Origin of the sequence: Erythrobacter sp. HKB08 (assembly GCF_004114695.1) — a bacterium.
Taxonomy (GTDB): domain Bacteria; phylum Pseudomonadota; class Alphaproteobacteria; order Sphingomonadales; family Sphingomonadaceae; genus Parerythrobacter_A.
The window spans coordinates 1,558,582-1,578,638 of sequence record NZ_CP035310.1 but is presented as its reverse complement, the minus strand read 5'-3'; the positions used below and the strand labels follow the sequence as shown (position 1 = coordinate 1,578,638).

Sequence of the window (20,057 nt, the reverse complement as noted above, 5' to 3'; positions counted from 1 at the left end):
AAACGTATGCACGTGCAAACGCTGGCTGTCCGGGCAACGCCCTTCCTATCGGGCGGTTCTAGGGGCTAGAACTTGAAACCGACCTCGACGCCGTAGAGGCTGCGTGCGCCCGGCGAGATGAACGAACCGCCGAACTCGATCGCGGGGATCGCCTCTGCGATGTATTCCTCGCCCAGCACATTCTCGCCGAAGGCGAAGATGCTCAAGTTGCCGATCTCCAGCCCGGCGCGCACGTTGAGCACGCCGTAGGTATCGCGCCGCGCGACATCGTAGCGCGCATTGCCGAATTCGGCCGGCAGGAAATTGACCTGCGAAATCGGAATGAGCGCGGTGAAGATCGTCGGACGCTCCTGGTCCTGCACCGAGTGGAACCAGGTCGGGCCGGTGATGCGATAGTCGCCGCGGACGATCAGGTCGACGCCGTCGCTGAGCGGAGTGTCGATCTCGGTGCCGAGGTTGATCGTGTAGTCGGCGGTGTAAGGCGATTTGTTGCCGACCGTGTAAGGCCGCGAGCTGTTCGCCTTGATCTCGCTGTCGGTGACGTTGAACGAGCCGTAGAGCTTCCAGCCATCGACGACCTCGCCGGTCACGTTGAGCTCGGCGCCCATGACCTCGACCTCGTCGATGTTCGAAACCACGCGCAGCAGGCCGAAGCTGCCGACGAAGAATTCGAAGAACTGCATGTCGTCGATCTCGGTGTAGTAACCGGCCAGATCGAAGGTGATGCGGCCATTGGCGACATTGCCCTTCAGGCCAACTTCGAAGGCGCTCGACACCTCCTTGTCGTACTGGTCGAAGATCGTCACTCCGGCATCGATCGTGCCCGGGGTCACGCCGTCACCGTAGAAGGTGTCGATGATCGCCGAGGAGCCCTGGTTGTTGAAGCCGCCCGATTTGAAGCCGATGCCCCAGTTGGCATAGACGTTGAGGTCGGGGTTCGGCTGCCAGCTGAGGCTGAGCTTGGGCTGCAGCTGCTTGTAGGTCGCGCTGGCCGGATCGAGCGTGCCGAACAGCTGGCCCGGGTTGATCGGCCCGCCGGTGATCGGGTCGAGCACGTTGGGAACCAGCGAGCTCGTGCTGCGATCCTCGATATCGTAGCGCAGCGCGAGACCTGCGGTGAGGTCGCCCATCTCGTACTCGATATTGCCGAACGCCGCATAGACATCCGTATCGAACTTGTCGGCCAGCAGCAGCGAGGTCGGGTTCGACGTGCCAGGCGCGTTGTAGAGCTGCGGAATGACCGCCCCGCCCGTGTCTGCACCGAGGCTGACGCCCGTCTCACGGTCGATATTCAGGTAATAGAGGCCGAGCTGCCAGCTGAGCGGTCCGCTGCCGTTCGACGCGATGCGGATTTCGCCGCTGATATCGGTCTGCTCGCGCGACTGGAACTGCGTACCGTCGCAGGTCGACGGGCTGTAGGGGCCGAAGGTCGAGCCGGTCGCCGGATCGAACAGGAACGGCACCGGGGTCGGACCGATAAAGCCGGGCTGGTTGACCGGGAAGCCGGTGAGCGCAGCAGTCGATGCGAAACATGCGCCGGCCACGTCCGCTGCCGTCTGGGTCGGAGCCGGGAACGGAATGTAGCGCGCAAAGTCCGCCGAGGTGCCGTCCGCGACGAGGCTCTGGTCGACATCGGAATAAAGCGCCCAGGCGGTCAGCGTGACGCTGTCGAAATCGTGCTCGATCTTGGCCGAGACATCGAAGCTGTCCTGGTCGTTCGACGGATCGATATTGTTGTAATAGCGGAATTCGTGGTCGTTCACGTCCTCGTAGAAGGCGGGATTGAACGCTGCGAATTGCGGCAGGTGGAACGAGGCGTTGAAGTTGATCGAAGCGCCGCGCAGCTGCGAATAGCGCGCTTTCACGTCCAGCTCGGTCGCATCGCCCAGTTCGGCGATCAGGCGACCGTCGACCGACCAGACTTCCTGGTCGTCTACCGTCTTGCTGTTGGTGAAGATGTTTTCGAAGAAGCCGTCGGTGGTGCGATAGTAACCCGAAAGGACGAAGCCGAGATTGTCACCGATGGGGCCCGCGACATGCGCGGTCGCTTCGATCGTGTCTTCATTGGCGTAGGAGAACTTGGCCGCGCCTTCGAAATAGTCCGACGGCCTCAGCGTCGACAGGACGATGGCGCCGGCAGCAGCGTTGCGACCATAGAGAGCGCCTTGCGGGCCTTTAAGCACTTCGACCTGCCGCAGCGTGCCCTGTGGCTGGTTGAGCTGCGCAGTGTTCGTCTTGAGAATGCCGTCGACCACGAGCGCGATCGAGCTTTCCGCATCGCGCGCACCGTTGATGCCGCGAATGTTGATCTGTGTATCGCCCGCTTCCGCCGTTCCGGTGACGATGGTCACGCCCGGGGTCAGCTGGACGAAATCTTCCGCATTGTCCGCGCCGGTCTTTGCAAGCGCATCTGCCGTGATGACCGAGACCGATGCAGGCACATCCTGCAGCTGCTCGTTCTGGCGACGCGCGGTCACGATGATCGGAGTATTCTGCGAAGAGCCTTCCGTCGCCGCTTCGGCGTCCTGCGCCATGACGGGGTTGGCTTGAAGCACCGCACTAAGAGCGACCCCAGCGGCGAGATGGAACTTCAGATTGCGCATTCCCAGTTCTCCCTGAACCGTGATTTCCAGCGCCGGGATGCGGCCACCTGCGTGGCGCCGCCTGTCCCCGGCAAGCACTCCCCTGCGCCCGACCCCCAATATTCGAGCCTGTTGCGCTGTGCGGGTCTTATTGTATACAATTTGTCCGAGTCAAGAGCGAGAGACCATTGTGGCCAAGGCCTCAGACAGAGCATACGACACCATTCGCGCGATGATCCTGTCGGGCGAGCTTTCTTCGGGCGAGCAACTGAGCGAAGAAGCATTGGCCGAGCGTTGCGGCGTATCGCGCACGCCAGTCCGTGATGCCCTTCGCCGACTCGAAGCCGAGCTGCTCGTGCGCAAGAACGAATCCCAGCGCAGTTTCGTCGCCGACTGGTCGCTCAGCGATGTCGCCGATGCATTCGAGCTGCGCGCCATGCTCGAAGGCTATGCCGCAAAGCGCGCGGCCGAGCGGATGGACGATCGCACCCTCGAACGCCTTCGCGCTTGTAATTCAGCTATTTACACGGCCATTCGCGGCAAGAACCCCGACGTCGCGGCGTTTCTCGAATACAACAAGCAATTCCACGAGATTATCCTCGAGGCTTCGGGTTCGCGGCGCCTGATCCGGCTGCTTGGATCGCTGATCGAACAGCCGGTCGTCTGGCGCACGGCGCAGCATTACGGGCGCGATGCGTTCAACAGTTCGCACAGCGAGCATGACGACCTGCTGGCGGCTTTCGCCCGCCATGACGGCGCCTGGGCCGAGGCGGTGATGGCCGGGCACATCCGCCGCGCCTATCACGCCTATGCCGATGCACATCGCGGCCTTCCTTCCATCGACAAGGATGCGGCCTGACAAAATGTATACAGACCACGCGGATAGAATCGAACTGGTAGAAGTAGGCCCGCGTGACGGCCTGCAGAACGAGCCCGAAACGGTCGAGACCGGCACCAAGCTCACCTTGATCGACCGCATGATCGGCTACGGCGCGCGCAGGCTCGAAGTTGCGAGTTTCGTGCATCCCAAGCGTGTCCCGCAAATGGCGGATGCGGAGGCCGTCATCGCCGGCCTGCCCGACCGTGAGGACGTTACCTACATCGGCCTGACCCTCAACAAGCGCGGCGTCATGCGCGCGCTCGCAACGCGTGAAGGCGGCAATAGAGGTATCGACCAGGTCGGCTGCGTGCTCGTCGCGAGCGATACATTCGGCCAGAAGAACCAGGGCCAGACGATCGAGCAGGGCATCGCCGAGAACCGCGACATGATCCGTTTCGCCAAGGCGGAAGGTATGCGCGCGCAAGTTACCATCAGCGCGGCCTTCGGGTGCCCGTTCGAGGGCGAGGTCAAACCCGAAACCGTCCTCGCGATCGCGGAGGAAATGGCAGCGGAGGAGCCGGACGAAATCGCCCTCGCCGACACGATCGGCGTCGGCACTCCTGCACAGGTGACCGAGCTATTCGGCAGGCTCGGCGAATTGCTCGGCGGCAAGATCCCGATGCGCTGTCATTTCCACAATACCCGCGGCACCGGAATCGCGAATGCATGGGCAGCCTACCAATCGGGCGTGCGCGTTTTCGACGCATCGCTCGGCGGGCTCGGCGGCTGCCCCTTCGCGCCCAAGGCGACCGGCAATATCGCGACCGAAGACCTCATTTACCTGATGGACCAGTCCGGGATCGACAGCGGCGTCGATCTCGACGCGGCCATCGCCACAAACCACTGGTTCGCCGAACGGCTGGGCCGGGAACTGCCATCCCTGGTCGCGCGCGCGGCCTGATCCTTATTTGAGCCACGGAGATTCTATGACTTACAGGCTGGGTGTCGATGTCGGCGGGACTTTCACCGATCTTCTGCTGTTCGACGAGGACAATGGCCGGTTCTGGCGCCACAAGACGCCCTCGACCCCGCATGACAGCTCCGAGGGTATTCTCAACGGGGTGAAGGCGATCACCGAGGAGGCGGGCGTTTCGGCAAGCGATATCGCCTATTTCCTCCACGGAACGACCGTCGCGACCAATGCGGTGCTCGAAGGCAAGGGCGCGAAGGTCGGGCTGGTCACGACCGAAGGCTACCGCGACATAATGCAGATTGCGCGCAGCTTCGTTCCCGGCGGCCTCGCGGCTTGGATCGTCTGGCCCAAGCCGCAGCCGCTCGCCCATCTTGAAGACACGGTCGAAGTGCCCGGCCGCATGGGCGCAGACGGCAAAGAAGTGCGCCCGCTCGACGAGGATGCAGTGCGCACGGCCCTGCGCAAGCTCAAGGACAACGGGGTGGAGGCGCTGACGGTCAGCCTGATCAACGCCTACGTCAACGGCGCGCACGAGAAGCGCATCGGCGAAATCGCCGCCGAGGAATTGCCCGGCGTTCCCGTGTCGCTGAGCCACGAAGTCCTGCCGGAAATGCAGGAGTACGAGCGCACGCTCTCGACGGTGGCCAACGCTGCCGTGCGCCCGGTGGTGAGCAAATATGTCTCGAACCTGCGCACCAAGCTCGAAGACCAGGGCGTCGAAGGCAGGCTTTCGCTGCTGCGTTCGGACGGCGGCCTGATGAGCAGCCACAAGGCGGAAGAGCATCCGGTCAACATCCTCATGTCGGGTCCGGCAGGAGGCGTCACTGGCGCAAAGTGGGTCGCGAAGAATGCCGGGCTGAAGAACATCCTAACCCTCGATGTCGGCGGGACTTCGACCGACGTTGCGCTGATCGAAGGGCTGGAGGCTCGCCGTGTGCGGACTACCGATGTCGGCCACCTCTCGGTGCGCGCATCGGCGCTCGACGTGAAGACGGTCGGCGCAGGCGGCGGTTCGATCGCGCATGTGCCCGAGCTGACCAAGGCGCTGCGCGTCGGCCCGGAAAGCGCGGGCGCGGTGCCCGGCCCCGTCGCCTACAACAAGGGCGGCGAGCAGCCGACCGTGACCGATGCAAACGTCGTTCTCGGCTACCTGCCCGAAGACCTGCTCGGCGGCAGTTTCCAGCTCGATCGCGAGGGCGCGAAGAAGGCAGTGCAAACCATCGCGGACGCGCTCGGGGTGAGCCTGATGGAAGCCGCGCGCGGGATCATCGACATCGTGAACGAGAACATGTTCGGCGCGCTGCGCATGATCAGCGTGCAGCAGGGCTACGACCCGCGCGAATTCGCACTGATGGGTTTCGGCGGCGCGGGGCCGCTGCATGTCAACGCCGTCGCCAAGCTTATGGGCAGCTGGCCCGCGGTCTCGCCGGTTTCGCCCGGCGTGCTGTGTGCGCTCGGCGATGCGACCACCCAGATGCGCACCGAAACCGCGCGCAGCTTCTCGAAGCTGGCCAAGGACACGAGCATCGCAGACCTCGAGGCAGTGCTCGACGAAATGGCGAAGCAGACCCGCGGCGAATTGCTCGCCGACGGGGTTGCCGAAGACCAGATCACGACCGAGTTCGAAGTCGACGTGCGCTATGCGGGCCAGGCCTTCGAAGTCCCGCTGACGATCGACAAGGCGATCCTCGAGAAAGACGGCATCGAAGGCGTGCTCGCCCGTTTCGACGAGGAGCACCTGCGCCTGTTCACCTTCAACATGGATACGCCGCACGAGATCGTGAACCTGCGCGCCGTTGCGCTCGGACAGGCGCCTGCCCTCCCCGCAATCGAGCTGGAGAAGGGCGACGGCGATCCGTCTGCCGCCAAGATCCGCGACCACACTCTATGGATGGACGGGCGCGAGCAGGCCGCGGTGATCTACGACCGCGGAAAACTGCGACAGGGCGACATCATCTCCGGCCCCGCGATCATCACCGAAATGGATTCCACCACCCTGGTCGAGAGCGGCTGCGTCGCCACGGTCGACAAGGTGGGTAACATTCTCATCAACCCGAACCAGGAGGGCTGAGACGATGCCGGCACAAATCATCGAAACCAACGACACGCCCTTCGAGAAGGTCGCGATCGATCCGGTCACGCTCGACATCATCGAGAACGCGCTGCGCAACGCGCGCATCGAGATGGACGCGACGCTGGTGCGCACCGCCATGTCGCCCGGCATCCGCGAACAGGGCGACGCTTTCCCGCTCATCGCAGACCCCAAGGGCAAGATGATCGTCGGCCAGTTCGGCAGCTTCATCGACGGCTTCCTCAAAGGCTACGACGACACGCTGGAAGACGGCGACATGATCTTCCTGTCCGATCCCTATTCCTGCGAGGGCGCGATCAGCCACTCGAACGACTGGCTGGTGCTGCTGCCCGTGTTCAAGGACGGACGCCTGCTCGCCTACACAGCGATGTTCGGCCACCAGTCGGACATCGGTGGTTCGGTCCCCGGCTCCATGCCGATCGGGGCAAGCTCGATCTTCGAGGAAGGCGTGCGCATCCCGCCGGTGAAGATCTGGAAGAAGGGCGATTACAACGAAGACCTGATGAAGCTCGTCATGCACCAGACGCGCAAACCCGACTGGTGCCAGGCCGACCTCAACGCGCTCATCGCCTCCTGCCGAGTGGCTGCACGCCGCGTCGTGGAAATGGCGGAGCGTTTCGGCGACGATGTCTATGTCTCGGCAACGCAGGAACTGCTCGATCGCAATTACCGCGCGATGAAGGCACTGATTTCGCAGGCGGTTGCGGAAAAGCCCGCCAGTTTCGAGGATTACATCTGCGACGACGGCAAGGGCTACGGCCCCTACAAGATCAAGTGCACCATGTGGCGCGAGGGCGACAAGGTCATCCTCGACTTCGACGGCACCGATCCGCAGTCCGCCGCCTCGATCAACTTTTATCTCAACGAGAACATGTTCAAGATGTTCTTCGGGATCTACATGATCATGGTCTTCGACCCGCAGATCCTGTTCAACGACGGGTTCTACGACCTGATCGAGGTCCGCATCCCGGAAGGTTCGCTGCTCAAGCCGCAGTTCCCCGCCGCTCTTTCGGGTCGCACGCACGCACTCGGACGCATCTTCGATATTCTCGGCGGCCTGCTCGGACAGGGCACGCCGGAGTTCCTCAATGCAGCCGGTTTCTCGTCCTCGCCGCACCTGTTCTATTCCGGGTGGGATCAGCGGGACGGAAAGGAGCGCGAGTGGTTCCAGCTGTTCCAGATCGGCTTCGGCGGCATTCCGGGGCGCCCCCTCGGCGACGGACCGGACGGGCATTCGCTGTGGCCGGGCTTCACCAATGTGCCGAACGAGTTCCTCGAACGCTACTTCCCGCTGCGCATCGAGCGTTATTCGACCGAGCCCGATAGCGGCGGTGCGGGTCTGCATCGCGGCGGCAACGGCATCCACATGACCTACCGCTTCCTCGCCGACGGGCAGGTAGCGATCCATGACGACCGCTGGTTCGTCCCGCCATGGGGCGTCAACGGCGGCCATCCCGGCGCGCGCGCCAAGAAGGTGCTCGAACGCGCCGACGGCACGACTGAGATCGTCGGCAACAAGATCGAAGACGTGCCGGTGCGCGAAGGCGACCTGCTACACTTCATCACCTGGGGCGGCGGCGGATGGGGCGATCCGCTCGAACGCGATCCAGAACTTGTCGGCCTCGAAATCCGGCAAGGTCTCGTCACGCCCGACGGCGCAAAGGCCTATGGGGTCGTCGCGGACAAGGACGGCAAGATCGACACGTCGGCCACCGATGCCCTGCGCGCCCAGATGAAGGCCGATCGCGGAGAACTGCCGCTGTTCGACTACGGCCCCGGTATCGAGGCGCTGCGCGCAAATTGCGAAGCGGAGACGGGCCTTCCCGCCCCGATCCAGCCGGAATGGCACGAAACGCAGCTGGCAGAGGCAGCGGAATGAGCGGGGCACTCTCCGACATTCGCGTCGTCGAAATGGGCCAGCTCCTCGCCGGTCCGTTCTGCGGCCAGTTGCTCGGCGACATGGGGGCCGATGTCATCAAGATCGAACCGCCCGGCGCGGGCGACCCGATGCGGCTGTGGGGCCAGGGCGACGAGAAGGTCCAGTGGGAAGTCATCGGCCGCAACAAGCGCTCGGTCACCTGCAACCTGCGCATCCCCGAAGGACAGGCGCTCGCACGCAAGCTGATCGCCAAGGCGGACGTGCTGATCGAGAACTTCAAGCCCGGCACGCTCGAGAAATGGGGCCTGTCGCCGGAAGAGCTTCACAAGGAAAACCCCGGCCTGATCATCGCGCGTATGTCGGGCTACGGGCAATACGGCCCCTATTCCGACCGCGCGGGCTTCGGCGGCATCGGCGAGGCGATGGGCGGATGGCGCTACATCGTCGGCGATCCCGACCGTCCCCCGGCGCGCATGGGCGTCTCGATCGGCGATACGCTGTGTGCGACATACGGTTGCATGGGCGTGCTCGCCGCACTCCACCACCGCGAGAAGACGGGCGAAGGCCAGGTGATCGACACCGCGCTTTACGAGGCGGTCCTACAGGTCATGGAAGGCCTCGTGCCCGAATACGACTACAACGGTTTCATCCGCGAGCGTTCGGGCTCGATCCTGCCGGGCATCGCACCGTCGAACGTCTACAGCTGCAAAAACGGCCCCTTCATGATCGGGGCGAACAACGACGCCATTTTTGCGCGTTTGGCGAAGGCGATGGGGCAACCCGAACTCGCCGAAGACCCGCGCTACAAGACGCACCTTGCGCGCGGGAAGAACCAGACCGAGCTCGACGAGCTGATCAACGCCTGGACCGGCACGCTGACGATCGACGAGGTCGACGCGCTGATGATCGAATATTCGATCCCCGCCGGACGGGTCTATACCGCCAGGGACATGGTCGACGATCCGCATTTCAAGGCGCGCGAGGCGATCATCGAGGTCGAGACCGACGGTCACGGCAAGCTCAAGATGCAGAACGCCTTCCCCAAGTTCTCAGCCACCCCCTCCGGCGTGCGCCGCCCTGCTCCAACCTCGCCGGGCATCCACAATGCGGAAGTCTTTGCAGAGCTGCTGGGAATGGGCGAAGACGACATCGCGCGGCTTCAAGAGGCTGAAGCGATCTGAGGGGAGCGGAAGGGCGTCCGACGTGACAGAATGGCACAGCGCCTTTTCGGGGCATCTGAAGCCCGGCAAATCGCCCGCCTTGTTACTGGTGGACCCAGTTGCGGCTTACGTTGAGCCGCAATCGCCCCTGTTCCTCGACAGCGGACAGGCGGCGCTCGAACGGATGGCGCTTCTCGCCGACCAGTTTCGCGAGCGTGGACTGCCCGTCATCTGGACCGGGGTGCGCTACAAGCCGGGCGGCTCCGATGGCGGTCATTTCTTCCGCAAGGTACCCGCGCTCGAGGTCTTCGTCGGCGAGGGCCCGCTAGGCGCATTCCCGTCACAACTCGCCCCGCGCAAAGGCGAGCCGGTTTTCATCAAGCAATACCCATCCGCCTTCTTCGGCACCGAGCTGGACGCTTGGCTGAAAGAGCGCGCGATCGACACGCTCTACATCGGCGGTTTCTCGACTTCGGGATGCGTGCGGGCGAGCGCGCTCGACACGCTGCAATATGGCTACATCCCGTTCGTGGTCGGCGATGCCTGCGCCGACCGGGACGCGGATCTCCACGGCCAGAACCTGCGCGACCTCGAAGCGAAATACGCCGAGGTGGTGTCGGCCGAACAAGTGCCGGAATCGCTTGAGACCAGCTTCTCCGGCTAGCCCCGCAGCCCGACGACCCTATTCCTCAGGGAAATAGTCGCAGAACGTCGCGCCGTATTCCGCTTCGCTGAGACCCGCGGCCTGTGCGTCCGCTTCCGACGGATAGCGATTGCCATTCTCGTCGCACACTTCGAAGACCTCTTCAGGCGCAGCAGCCGCAGTTTCCTCGGCAGTTTCCGCCGCCTGCGTTTCTTCGGCCACGACCTCCTCGGCAGCCGGCTCTTCCCCGGCCTGCGAACACGCCGCGATCGCCAAGGCGGACATGCCTGCGAGGACTGCTCTTGCGGTGATTTTCATCGCTCTCTCCCTTCAGGAGCGCGAATACTACACCGCAAGCGTGATCGCAAAAACCGGCCCTAGCTGAAGAGGTGCGAGATCAGGTTGTAGCGCACGCCCGACGTCGTCTCCTGGACCTCGTGAAGCAGCGACGAAGAGAAGATCATCGCCGTCCCTGCGGGGACGCGGTAGCCTTTCGGGCTGAATTCCTTGAACGCGATCTCGCCGCCTTCGTAATCGTCGTTGAGGCTCATCGAGAGCGCGAAGCGGCGATGGGCGACCGCCGGTTCCACATTGTCGCGGTGGCCCATTTCGAAGCCCTCGCGCTTGCCGACATAGCGCGCGATGTGCAGGTCCTCGCGGCGCGTCACGTCGTAGGCAAAGGCCTTCTTGATCATCGGCGTGACCCGGCCAAAGATGCGCTCGTCGAGGAAGGCCAGCGTATTGGGGTCCTTGATGATCAGGTCGACCCGGTCCTGCCGCTCGTGGTCGTAGACCGGGATCTTGTAATTGCCGGCAATCTCGCCCGGGCGCGGCGGCCTGACCATGAAGGGGGTGTCGGTTTCGACCGATTCCACCAGCCTGCCGCACTCTTCGGGCGACAGGACGTTGGGCACCATCAGGATCGGCGCATGCGGCGGGCTCCAGCGCAGTTCTTCTGCGGCCTGCGAGTTCTTCAATAGGTCCATAATCGTCTTCAGCGTTGCGCTTGCATCCTTTTCGAGGTCGAACCACGCGCGGATCTGGCGGTAGGGCGTGATCATCACGATCCGCACCGTCTGGTCGCCTGCCTTGTGCAGCCCGTAGGACGCGAACAGCGCGCCCGAGGAATCGCAAATGACAGGCCAGGGAAAGCCGCTCTCGCGCTTCATCCGCTTGTTGCGCGCCGCATCGGTCGATGCGCTGACTGCCACGACCGTCGCATTCGCCTCGTCGAGCCGCGGTTCGAGTTCCGCCAGCGAGCGAAGCAGCGGCTCGACCTGCTCGCTGTCGGGGTCGTTGAGGAACATGAGGAGCATGTAGCGGCCCGACAGATGATCGTCGGTCAGCTTGATCTTGCGCCCCTCTTCGTCGCGCGTATCGAACGGCATCGCCATCGCGCCCGGCCACAATTGCTGGACGTACGGCCGGATCGACGGCGAAGCGAGCTGGTAGGAAGTCGGTATGTCGGCCATCTGAGCCTTTGGAATTTGATCGAAGCGATGTGCTATCGAATTCCCCCTGATACCTAAAGGGAAATTCGCCGCCCGGCATCGCTGGCAACACCGCCTCCGCGTGCAATTCGCCCGCCTCCCCGCTTTTTCGCAAGCCAAATGCGATTTCTGCGAGTATGGGGGCGCCAAACCCCCAAAGCTCGATAGCCAAAGCGCTCTTCCTGCCGGCCGTTTTCGGGCCGGTTGCAGCGAGCTGCCCTACCCCTCTTGTTTCAGGCCCCATGCCATGACTTTTCCGCCCCTTCCCGCCAGTCTCGAAGCCGCTCTTGCAGAGCGTGGCTACAGCGACGCCACACCCGTCCAAGCGGAAGTGCTCCAGCCCGAAGCCGCCGGACGCGACCTCGTCGTTTCCGCCCAGACCGGATCGGGCAAGACGATCGCCTTCGGTCTCGCCATGGCGAAAGACCTGCTGGGCGATGCCGACACCCTTCCCTTCTCCGACCAGCCGCTCGCGCTGATCGTTGCGCCGACGCGCGAACTCGCGCTGCAGGTGAGCCGCGAACTCGCGTGGCTCTACGGCAAGGCCAATGCGCGCATCGCGACCTGCGTGGGCGGCATGAACCCGCAGCAGGAGCGCAAGGCACTGCGTTCGGGCGCGACCATCGTCGTTGGTACGCCGGGCCGCCTGCGCGATCACCTCGAGCGCGGTGCGCTCGATTTGTCGGGCCTCCAAACGGTCGTGCTCGATGAAGCCGACGAAATGCTCGACATGGGCTTCCGCGAAGAGCTCGAGGAAATTCTCGACGCCACGCCGGAAACGCGCCGCACGCTGCTCTTCTCCGCCACCATGCCCCGCCCGATCGAGGCGCTCGCTCGCCGCTACCAGCGCGACGCCCTGCGGATCGCGACCATCAGTGAAGGCCGCGGGCACGGCGATATCTCGTACCAAGCGGTGACGGTATCCCCGCCCGAGATCGAGAACGCGGTGGTCAACCTGCTGCGCTATCACGAGGCGGAAACCGCGATCCTGTTCTGCGCCACGCGCGAGAAGGTCCGCCACCTCCACGCCACCCTGCAGGAGCGCGGCTTCGCAGTCGTCGCACTGTCGGGCGAGCACTCGCAGTCGGAGCGCAACCAGGCGCTTCAGGCCCTGCGCGATCGCCGCGCCCGGGTCTGCGTCGCCACCGACGTCGCCGCGCGCGGTATCGACCTGCCGACGCTCAGCCTCGTCGTCCATGTCGAGATTCCGCGCGATGCGGAGACGCTGCAGCACCGCTCGGGCCGAACGGGACGTGCGGGCAAGAAGGGGACGGCGGTGCTTATCGTGCCGTTTTCGCGCCGCAAGCGCGTCGAATCGATGCTTCGTCATGCGAAGATTTCCGCCGAGTGGACCGACGCGCCGCATCGCGAGATGATCAAGGCCAAGGATCGCGAGCGCCTGCTCGAAACCCTACTCCAGCCGGTCGAGGTCGAGGAAACCGACCGCGAGCTCGCCCAGCGCCTGCTTGCCGAGCGCACGCCGGAGGAAATCGCGGCCATGCTCGTGCGCTCACACCGTGCGCGACTGCCCGAGCCTGAAGACCTCATTGCCAATACGCCCGAGGCACGGCGTGAGGCGCAGAAGGACCGCCATCGTCCCGGTTTCGAGGACACGGTGTGGTTCCGCATGGACCTCGGCCGCCGGCAGAACGCCGACCCGCGCTGGATCCTGCCGCTGCTCTGCCGCCGCGGCCACATCACCCGCAACGAAATCGGCGCGATCCGCATCGGGCCGGAGGAAACCTTCTTCCAGATCCCGCGCCAGATAGCCGACCGCTTCGCCGAAGCCGCCGCGCGCTCAGCCGAAACCGACGGCGACGATGATCCCATCGCGTTCGAGCGCTCCGAAACCGGCCCGCGCGAAATCGCCAGGACCAACCGCAAGCGCCAGCACGGTGGCGGAAACGCCGACAATGCGCGTGTGAGGCCGAAGGGTGGTTTCAAGAAGTTCGACAAGGCCAAGGGCAAGCCCGGCGGCAAACCGAACCGCGGCGGCAAGGGCTTCGCGAAGAAGAAACGGCCTTAGGCGTTCATTCGGGACCGGCGGTGGAGGAGGGACTCGCCCTCCGCCATGCGATCCCGCTCGTTATTCCTGATGCGCTTCTTCGTAGTGGCGTTTGAGCCAGTCGGCGCCATAATCATTCGACGGATCGCGCATGATCGAGTGGACGTGGTTATTTGACCCGTCCCCAGATCTTTCGCGGACGTAATCGATAAGAACCGACGGTCCTTGCACTCTGAACATGTAGCGGCCCGTGGGCTCATCGGTCGGCCCCCACCAGGCAAACCTCAGTGCGTCAGGACCGTCCGCGTCAATCTTTGCCCGTTGCCGCGCGGCGGCCTCGTCAGAAGCATCTCCGAGATATTCGTCGATAAGACCAGCCAGCAAGCGGCGCTGCATTGAGTTGAGATCGGAGGCCTTGATGCCGAAAGCCGTCTTGTGGCTGTCCTGGTTTCCCGGCCCGGCAAATATGGAGCCGTCGACTTCTGCTGCAACGACAGCCTGTCCAAGTTGGCCCTCGTCGAGTGAATTGAGCAGGTCCAATGCCCTGTCCGCCTCGTGCTGCAGCAGTTGCCAGCCCGCGTAGCGTCCTTCCTGAACGACCTGCGGATTGGCTCCGAGAAACATCGGTGTAAAGGCGATTTTGCCGCCGGAAACGGTGAAGTTTGCGGCGAAATGATGCCCCGTTACGAGCCACCCCCAATTCTCGCTTTCCGGATCCCCGAAAACTGTCACGAAGAACTTTTCGGTGTCGTAATTGTCGGCGAAGGCAAGGGCTTGTTGCTTGCGCGGATCGCTTTCCGGCATTGCCGCCACCATCGTGTCGAACATCTCGCGTAGCACGTCCTCGTGCCACATGATGGTCGCCGACTTGAGATAGCCCTGGCTCGACATCGCCGCACCCAACATAACATGCAAGGCGCGGCGTTGTTCGGACGACATGCTTGCCACGGGCATGCCCGATCGCGGTGCCATAGTGATCGGCAGGTTCGACCAGCTCGTCCTGGTCGCATTGTCGTCCAGCGCGCTCATCACATTTTCCCGCTGCTGATCGTCCAGCGTAGCGAGAAAGGCCACGGTGGCTTCCTGCATCCTCTCGACACGCATCTCCTCGAGCTGGTGATCGACAGAATCGTGTGCGTTCGCCGCCACGACTGGAACGGCCAACGAGATAGCGGCAAATGTATGGACTACGGATCGCGCGAAAGCATGCATCATCAATCTCCCCCCGACCCACCGGGAGACTATGACAGCGGCACGCATCCTGCAAACAGACGATTGCGCCGATAACGGAGGAGGTGCTCGACCTGTCGGCCCGCAAACCAGGGCCTAGGCGGTCGCTTCCGCCTTTCTTCCGTGTTCGAGCCAATGCCTGAAGTCCTCCGGCAGCTTCGCCATCGCTTCGTCGTAGAGCGCAAGGTCTTCCTCATCGAGAACGCCGACCCAACGCCGATTGGTCCCCTTGTGGATGAAGGTATCTGCCCCTCCCTCGAATGCGAAAGAAATACCCTCGCCCACGACCTTGGCCGGGTTCTTCTTGACCTCCTCGAAGGTGCAGCGACGCACGACATCGCTCCAGTTCTCCTTTGGAACGTCGATTTGAAGATAATCCGCAATAAGCCGCATTTCGCCGTCGAGATCGGCCCGCAGGTCATTGAAATGGGTCAACATGATATTGTCCCTATCACGGTGCTCCCAGAACGTGAGTGCGTAGCTCAGATGCGACCAATAGGGATAGCCACCCAGTTCCCAATCGAACCAACTGCGGGTGATCCAGTCTCTCCATATGGTCTTGATATCACCGCTGAAACGCGGGAACTCGTCACCAACTCTGCCCGGAGTAGTGTTGGCCGCCATGTAGAACGCTTCGGTGTGATTGCCCCAATGGTTGAGGAGCGACATGAAGACATCGCGTGGGTCGCGGCTCACGCAAATGTACTTGGCTTTGGAGAAGTAGGGCAATCCGTCGAGAGGCGTGTGCGTCTTGATGAAGCGCCTGTGCTCCTGCGCTTCCAGCTGGCCAAGAACCAGTTCGAGGGGAAAGAGCCGAAAATCCAGCCAGGGGGACATGTCGGAAGCGGGTGCCGGCATGTCGTCGTCGGGAAATAGGAGATTGGCGACGATCGTCTGCATCAAGGTAGTCCCGGCTTTGTAGGACGTCGCTATGATGATGTCGTCATCACGTGGTTCGAACCAGTTCCATCTAGTCGAATCCAGATGATGGTTTTGATAAACGCGCGTTCTCGCCGGTTGATCTGCCAATGGAACCTCCCACCAGCGACCCTCACCAATTGGCTACACCCGCCCGTCGCAGCTTGGCAATAGCGGGCAAAACACCACAGAGATCTGGAAAACCTGGTAGCGGAGGAGGGACTCGAACCCCCGACATGCGGATTATGATTCCGACGAGGGAGAAGTCACCCTGGGATGAATGCTTGCCCCGTACGAGAAATTTTCGCACCATCCGTTCTCGGGTCGGCGAGCACATGGATTGAAGGAGAGAGTCCTATGGCCCAGATTTCATCAACGGGTTGCCTCGCTTTCGCTACAGCCATTTCGCTTGTGTCGTCGCCAGCAGCGGCTGATACAGCGGACATGCCAAGTGCTATTCAAGCCAAGATTGACGCTGCACGGGCTGAATGTGCGAATTTCGACAGCGGTGAATTCGCTCTCGAAGAAGGTGCTGTCCAACGGGTGGACCTGGATGGGGACAATGCCGATGATTGGGTTGTTAACGAAGGCCGGTTCGCATGCTCCACTGCCGCATCGCTCTACGGCGGCACCGGCGGTGCCATGTCCCACTTTATGATCGGATCTGAGCTGAATTCAATCCAGAACCAAGGCTGGACAACCACCAAATTCGGTCCGCACACCGTTTTGCTTGCACGGGTCCATGGGTCCAACTGCGACGGGATCAACCCCACACCCTGTGTAGTCTCAAGTGTATGGGACGAGGAGGCAAAAGTCTGGCGATCTGCGAGCGCAGCTTGGGAATAGAAGCACGCTGCGCCGCGCACTAAAGGCAGCCTGCTCGAAGCAATTTGGGAAACCTGGAGGTCAGCCTCTTCATAGGATGATCCGTGGTAGCGGAGGAGGGACTCGAACCCCCGACACGCGGATTATGATTCCGCTGCTCTAACCACCTGAGCTACTCCGCCCCATCGGGCCTGTCGGAGCACTGGGCTCGCTCGACAGGCGGCGCATTTAGGGCTGCACCGGCCCGCGGTCAACCTACCTTTTGCCGCGAAATGCGTAGGTGTGCAGAAACTCCCACGGACCGCCGCGATAGATATAGAGCGACAGGCCGCGAAACTGGAAATCGCGCGGCTCGATCGTGCCTTCGAGCTGCGCCTGCAATGCCTTGGCCTCCGCGCCGCTGACCTTGTTCTGGATGGTGACGTGGAGGCGCGGCTTGTGCTGGTCCTGCGCGGTCAGCAGGCCATGGAAGCGCCGCGTCATTTCGCGCCACACGGCGATCATGCCTTCGCTGTGCAGCCGCAGGGCGGTTCCCCGGCCGAGCGACATGATCCCTTCGAGATGTCCATCGACCGGCGGCGTTTCCCTTGCGATGTCGGAGAGGCAATCGCGCACCTCGCGCTCGTACTGGCGCGGCAGGGCGTGGAAAAGCGTCACGTGCGCGTCGAGGTAGTTGCGCTCGGGCGGGAAATGCTGGCGGCGCAGGCCGGTCGCCCAGCCCGCCAGTTCCTTCGGCAGTTCGGCCGTCACGATCAGCGGATCGTTATCGCCCCCGCTCACATTTCCCCGCGTTCGCGGCGCAGCGCGTACCACTTCTCGACATTCGCATTGTGCTCTTCGAGCGTCGTCGCGAAGGCATGGCCGCCGCTGCCGTCGGCAACCATGTAGACCGCGTCGGTATCCGCCGGATTGAGAACTGCGGCGATGCTCTCGCGGCCCGGATTGGTGATCGGGCCCTTGGGCAGGCCGGTCATCGTGTAGGTGTTGTAGTCGTTGACCGCCGCGATCTCCGACTGACGGATACGCCTGCCGAGCGGCTTGCCGCGGGTAATCGGGTAGATGATCGTCGGGTCCGCCTGCAGCAGCATGCCCTTCTTCACGCGGTTCGAGTAGAGGCCGGCAACCATACGGCGCTCGCGCGCGACGCCGGTTTCCTTCTCCACGATCGAAGCGAGGGTGACGGCATCGGCGATATTGTCGACCGCGATGTCGTTCCCCCGCTTGGGCCACGCCTCGGCGAGGTAGTTCTGCATCGCGGCCTGCATCCGGGCGAGAACGGCAGCGCGTTCCTCCCCGCGCTCGAAATCATAGGTGTCGGGCAGGACCGAGCCTTCGACCGGCACCGGGATTTCACCGGTCAGCAGGTCTTCCGCCATCAGCCGCTCGTAGACCATGATCGAGGGCATGCCTTCGGGAATGGTGATGAAGCGGCGGATCACATCGCCCGATTGAAGCTTGTCGAGAATATCGGCCTGGCTGATGCCCGGTTCGAACAGGAACTCGCCCGCCTGGATCGGATCGCCCCCGCCCAGCACCTTCGCACGCAGCAGGAAGGCATCGGCCGAGGCGATTATGCCGTCGTTCTCAAGATCGCGCGCAACCGACGTCAGGGTCGAGCCGGAGGAAACGACGAACGGCGTCTCCTCCTCGATCTCGGCCGCGCCGTACCATCCCCACGCAAAGATGACCGCGCCGACGATTGCGGCAATCAGCGCCAGCAGGGCGCCGATGCGCAGCATCAGTCGACCTTCTTGACGATCAGCGAGGCGTTGGTGCCGCCGAAGCCGAAGCTGTTGTTGAGCGCGGCGCGTACTTCACGCTTCTTGGCCTGCTTGGGTACGAGGTCGACGCCCTCGGTCCCCTCGTCCGGATCGTCGAGGTTGAGCGTAGGCGGCACGATGCCGTCACGGATCGCAAGAATGCAGAAGATCGCCTCGACCGCGCCGGCGCCGCCGAGCAGGTGGCCGATGGCGGACTTGGTCGAGCTCATCGAAGCACCGCCGAGATCGTCGCCCAGCACGCGCTTGACCGCGCCGAGTTCGATCGTGTCGGCCATGGTCGAGGTGCCGTGCGCGTTGACGTAGTCGATATCCGCCGGCTCGAGACCGGCCTTGCGCAGCGCCATGCGCATCGAGAGTTCCGCGCCCTTGCCTTCCGGGTGCGGCGCAGTGACGTGGTAGGCATCGCCCGAGAGGCCATAGCCCACGACTTCCGCGTAGATCGTCGCGCCGCGCGCCTTGGCGTGCTCATATTCCTCGAGCACGACCACGCCGGCGCCCTCGCCCATGACGAAACCGTCGCGGTTCTTGTCGTAGGGCCGGCTCGCTTCGGTCGGGCGGTCGTTCATGCTCATGTTGAGCGCGCGCGCCTGCGCGAAGCCTGCAACGCCGAGCGGGTTGATAGTGCTCTCAGCGCCGCCCGCCAGCATCACGTCGGCATCGCCGTCCTTGATCATACGCGCCGCGTCACCGATCGAGTGCGCGCCGGTGGAGCAGGCGGTCACGACCGCGTGGTTCGGGCCCATCAGGCCGTATTTGATCGAGACCTGGCCGCTGATCAGGTTGATCAGCCGGCCGTGGACGAAGTGCGGGCTGACGCGGCCCGGGCCGCGTTCGTGCAGCACGATGGATTCGCTCTCGATGCCCGGCAGGCCGCCGATACCCGAACCGATCGAACAGCCGGTGCGCATCTTCAGGTCGTCGTCCATCTCGGCAAGGCCGGCGTCCTCGAGCGCCTGTCCGGCGGCATCGATGCCGTAGACGATGAACGGATCGACCTGGCGCTGGACCTTGTGGTCGACGCGCTTGTCCGCATCGAAGCCCCACGGGTGATCCTTGGGCTTCACCTCGCAGGCGATCTGGCACTTCTGGTTGCTGGCGTCGAAGCGCGTGATCGGGCCTGCGCCGCTTTCGCCGGCGATGAGGTTCTTCCACGAGGTTTCGACATCACCACCGAGCGGGGTGACAAGACCAAGACCGGTTACGACAACGCGGCGCATGCAATTCTCCGTCAAAAAAGAACAGGCCCGGCCCGCATCCGGGTCGAGCCTGTCTGATCCCGCCGACTCACGTCAGGCGAGCACGGCGGGAGGGCCGATCAGCCCTTGTGCTCTTCGATGTACTTCGTGGCGTCGCCGACGGTGGTGATCTTCTCAGCCGCATCGTCGGGAATTTCCACGCCGAATTCTTCTTCGAACGCCATGACCAGCTCGACGATGTCGAGGCTGTCTGCGCCCAGATCGTCGATGAAGCTGGCTTCCTGGGTGACCTTGTCGGCCTCGACGCCGAGGTGCTCGACGACAATCTTCTGCACGCGGTCAGCGGTATCGCTCATGTATTTCCCTCTCGAAATGTGGGGGTTTGAAAATTCCCTTTCGCCCTAATGAACGTAGCGGCACAGCGCAAGTGCCTGCGCTGCATCCGCTACGCGCTTAGGTGTGC

General features: G+C 63.3%; 17 protein-coding genes and 1 tRNA gene. 8 read left to right on the top strand and 10 right to left on the bottom strand.

Translation table 11 applies throughout. From position 1 onward, the window contains the following. Positions 1–65: 65 nt before the first annotated feature. Positions 66–2,603 (bottom strand): TonB-dependent receptor, encoded by a 2,538-nt coding sequence (locus EO245_RS07585; protein ID WP_128892353.1) that lies wholly within the window; start codon positions 2,601–2,603, stop codon positions 66–68. 169 nt (positions 2,604–2,772) lie between these two features. Here EO245_RS07585 and EO245_RS07580 point away from each other — a divergent pair, with 169 nt between their 5' ends. From EO245_RS07580 to EO245_RS07555, 6 genes are read left to right on the top strand one after another with little or no spacing between them, the layout of a single operon-like run. After that, a complete protein-coding gene (locus tag EO245_RS07580) occupies positions 2,773–3,441 on the top strand; it encodes a GntR family transcriptional regulator (RefSeq protein WP_128892352.1) in 669 nt (222 codons plus the stop codon). 4 nt (positions 3,442–3,445) lie between these two features. After that, positions 3,446–4,363, top strand: a complete 918-nt coding sequence (locus EO245_RS07575; protein ID WP_128892351.1) for a hydroxymethylglutaryl-CoA lyase — start codon at positions 3,446–3,448, stop codon at positions 4,361–4,363. A gap of 25 nt (positions 4,364–4,388) precedes the next feature. Then, the gene (locus EO245_RS07570) at positions 4,389–6,446 is read left to right on the top strand and encodes a hydantoinase/oxoprolinase family protein (RefSeq protein ID WP_128892350.1); all 2,058 of its coding nucleotides are present in this window, start codon (positions 4,389–4,391) and stop codon (positions 6,444–6,446) included. 4 nt (positions 6,447–6,450) lie between these two features. Further along, positions 6,451–8,346: a hydantoinase B/oxoprolinase family protein gene (locus EO245_RS07565; protein WP_128892349.1), complete on the top strand. Its 1,896-nt coding sequence runs from the start codon at positions 6,451–6,453 to the stop codon at positions 8,344–8,346. Next, on the top strand, positions 8,343–9,527 hold the full coding sequence (locus EO245_RS07560) for a CaiB/BaiF CoA-transferase family protein (RefSeq protein WP_128892348.1): 1,185 nt from the start codon (positions 8,343–8,345) through the stop codon (positions 9,525–9,527). The genes EO245_RS07565 and EO245_RS07560 overlap by 4 nt, the downstream gene beginning before the upstream one ends. 22 nt (positions 9,528–9,549) lie before the next feature. Then, positions 9,550–10,170, top strand: coding sequence for an isochorismatase family protein (locus tag EO245_RS07555; RefSeq protein WP_234026843.1), 621 nt, complete (start codon positions 9,550–9,552; stop codon positions 10,168–10,170). Positions 10,171–10,188: 18 nt separating this feature from the next. Here EO245_RS07555 and EO245_RS07550 read toward each other — a convergent pair whose 3' ends face one another. Together EO245_RS07550 and EO245_RS07545 are read right to left on the bottom strand one after the other, a co-directional pair. Then, positions 10,189–10,467 (bottom strand): hypothetical protein, encoded by a 279-nt coding sequence (locus tag EO245_RS07550; RefSeq protein WP_128892346.1) that lies wholly within the window; start codon positions 10,465–10,467, stop codon positions 10,189–10,191. A gap of 59 nt (positions 10,468–10,526) precedes the next feature. After that, positions 10,527–11,621, bottom strand: a complete 1,095-nt coding sequence (locus EO245_RS07545; protein WP_128892345.1) for a redoxin domain-containing protein — start codon at positions 11,619–11,621, stop codon at positions 10,527–10,529. A gap of 265 nt (positions 11,622–11,886) precedes the next feature. Between EO245_RS07545 and EO245_RS07540 the strand changes: the two genes are divergently transcribed. Next, positions 11,887–13,665: a DEAD/DEAH box helicase gene (locus EO245_RS07540; RefSeq protein WP_128892344.1), complete on the top strand. Its 1,779-nt coding sequence runs from the start codon at positions 11,887–11,889 to the stop codon at positions 13,663–13,665. Positions 13,666–13,725: 60 nt separating this feature from the next. Here the strand turns inward: EO245_RS07540 and EO245_RS07535 are convergent, their stop codons facing one another. After that, positions 13,726–14,859 carry a DUF3500 domain-containing protein gene (locus tag EO245_RS07535; protein WP_164931281.1) on the bottom strand — a complete coding sequence of 378 codons (1,134 nt, stop codon included), beginning with the start codon at positions 14,857–14,859 and terminating at the stop codon, positions 13,726–13,728. A 111-nt stretch (positions 14,860–14,970) separates the two neighbouring features. Beyond that, positions 14,971–15,903: a sulfotransferase domain-containing protein gene (locus EO245_RS07530; protein WP_128892342.1), complete on the bottom strand. Its 933-nt coding sequence runs from the start codon at positions 15,901–15,903 to the stop codon at positions 14,971–14,973. A gap of 246 nt (positions 15,904–16,149) precedes the next feature. On the opposite strand from EO245_RS07530, the gene EO245_RS07525 reads away from it, so the two are divergent. Further along, positions 16,150–16,638 carry a hypothetical protein gene (locus EO245_RS07525; protein ID WP_128892341.1) on the top strand — a complete coding sequence of 163 codons (489 nt, stop codon included), beginning with the start codon at positions 16,150–16,152 and terminating at the stop codon, positions 16,636–16,638. An 84-nt stretch (positions 16,639–16,722) separates the two neighbouring features. Here EO245_RS07525 and EO245_RS07520 read toward each other — a convergent pair. The 5 genes from EO245_RS07520 to EO245_RS07500 all read right to left on the bottom strand — a co-directional run bounded on the left by EO245_RS07520 (position 16,723) and on the right by EO245_RS07500 (position 19,950). Beyond that, positions 16,723–16,799, bottom strand: a tRNA-Met gene (locus tag EO245_RS07520). 73 nt (positions 16,800–16,872) lie between these two features. Beyond that, complete coding sequence (locus tag EO245_RS07515) at positions 16,873–17,397, bottom strand: 2'-5' RNA ligase family protein (RefSeq protein ID WP_128892340.1); 525 nt, start codon at positions 17,395–17,397, stop codon at positions 16,873–16,875. Continuing rightward, positions 17,394–18,356, bottom strand: coding sequence for an endolytic transglycosylase MltG (gene mltG / locus EO245_RS07510; RefSeq protein ID WP_128892339.1), 963 nt, complete (start codon positions 18,354–18,356; stop codon positions 17,394–17,396). Before mltG ends, EO245_RS07515 begins: the two co-directional genes overlap by 4 nt. After that, positions 18,356–19,615, bottom strand: a complete 1,260-nt coding sequence (gene fabF, locus EO245_RS07505) for a beta-ketoacyl-ACP synthase II (RefSeq protein ID WP_128892338.1) — start codon at positions 19,613–19,615, stop codon at positions 18,356–18,358. Before fabF ends, mltG begins: the two co-directional genes overlap by 1 nt. Positions 19,616–19,713: 98 nt before the next feature. After that, positions 19,714–19,950, bottom strand: coding sequence for an acyl carrier protein (locus EO245_RS07500; RefSeq protein WP_006834437.1), 237 nt, complete (start codon positions 19,948–19,950; stop codon positions 19,714–19,716). Positions 19,951–20,057: the final 107 nt, after the last annotated feature.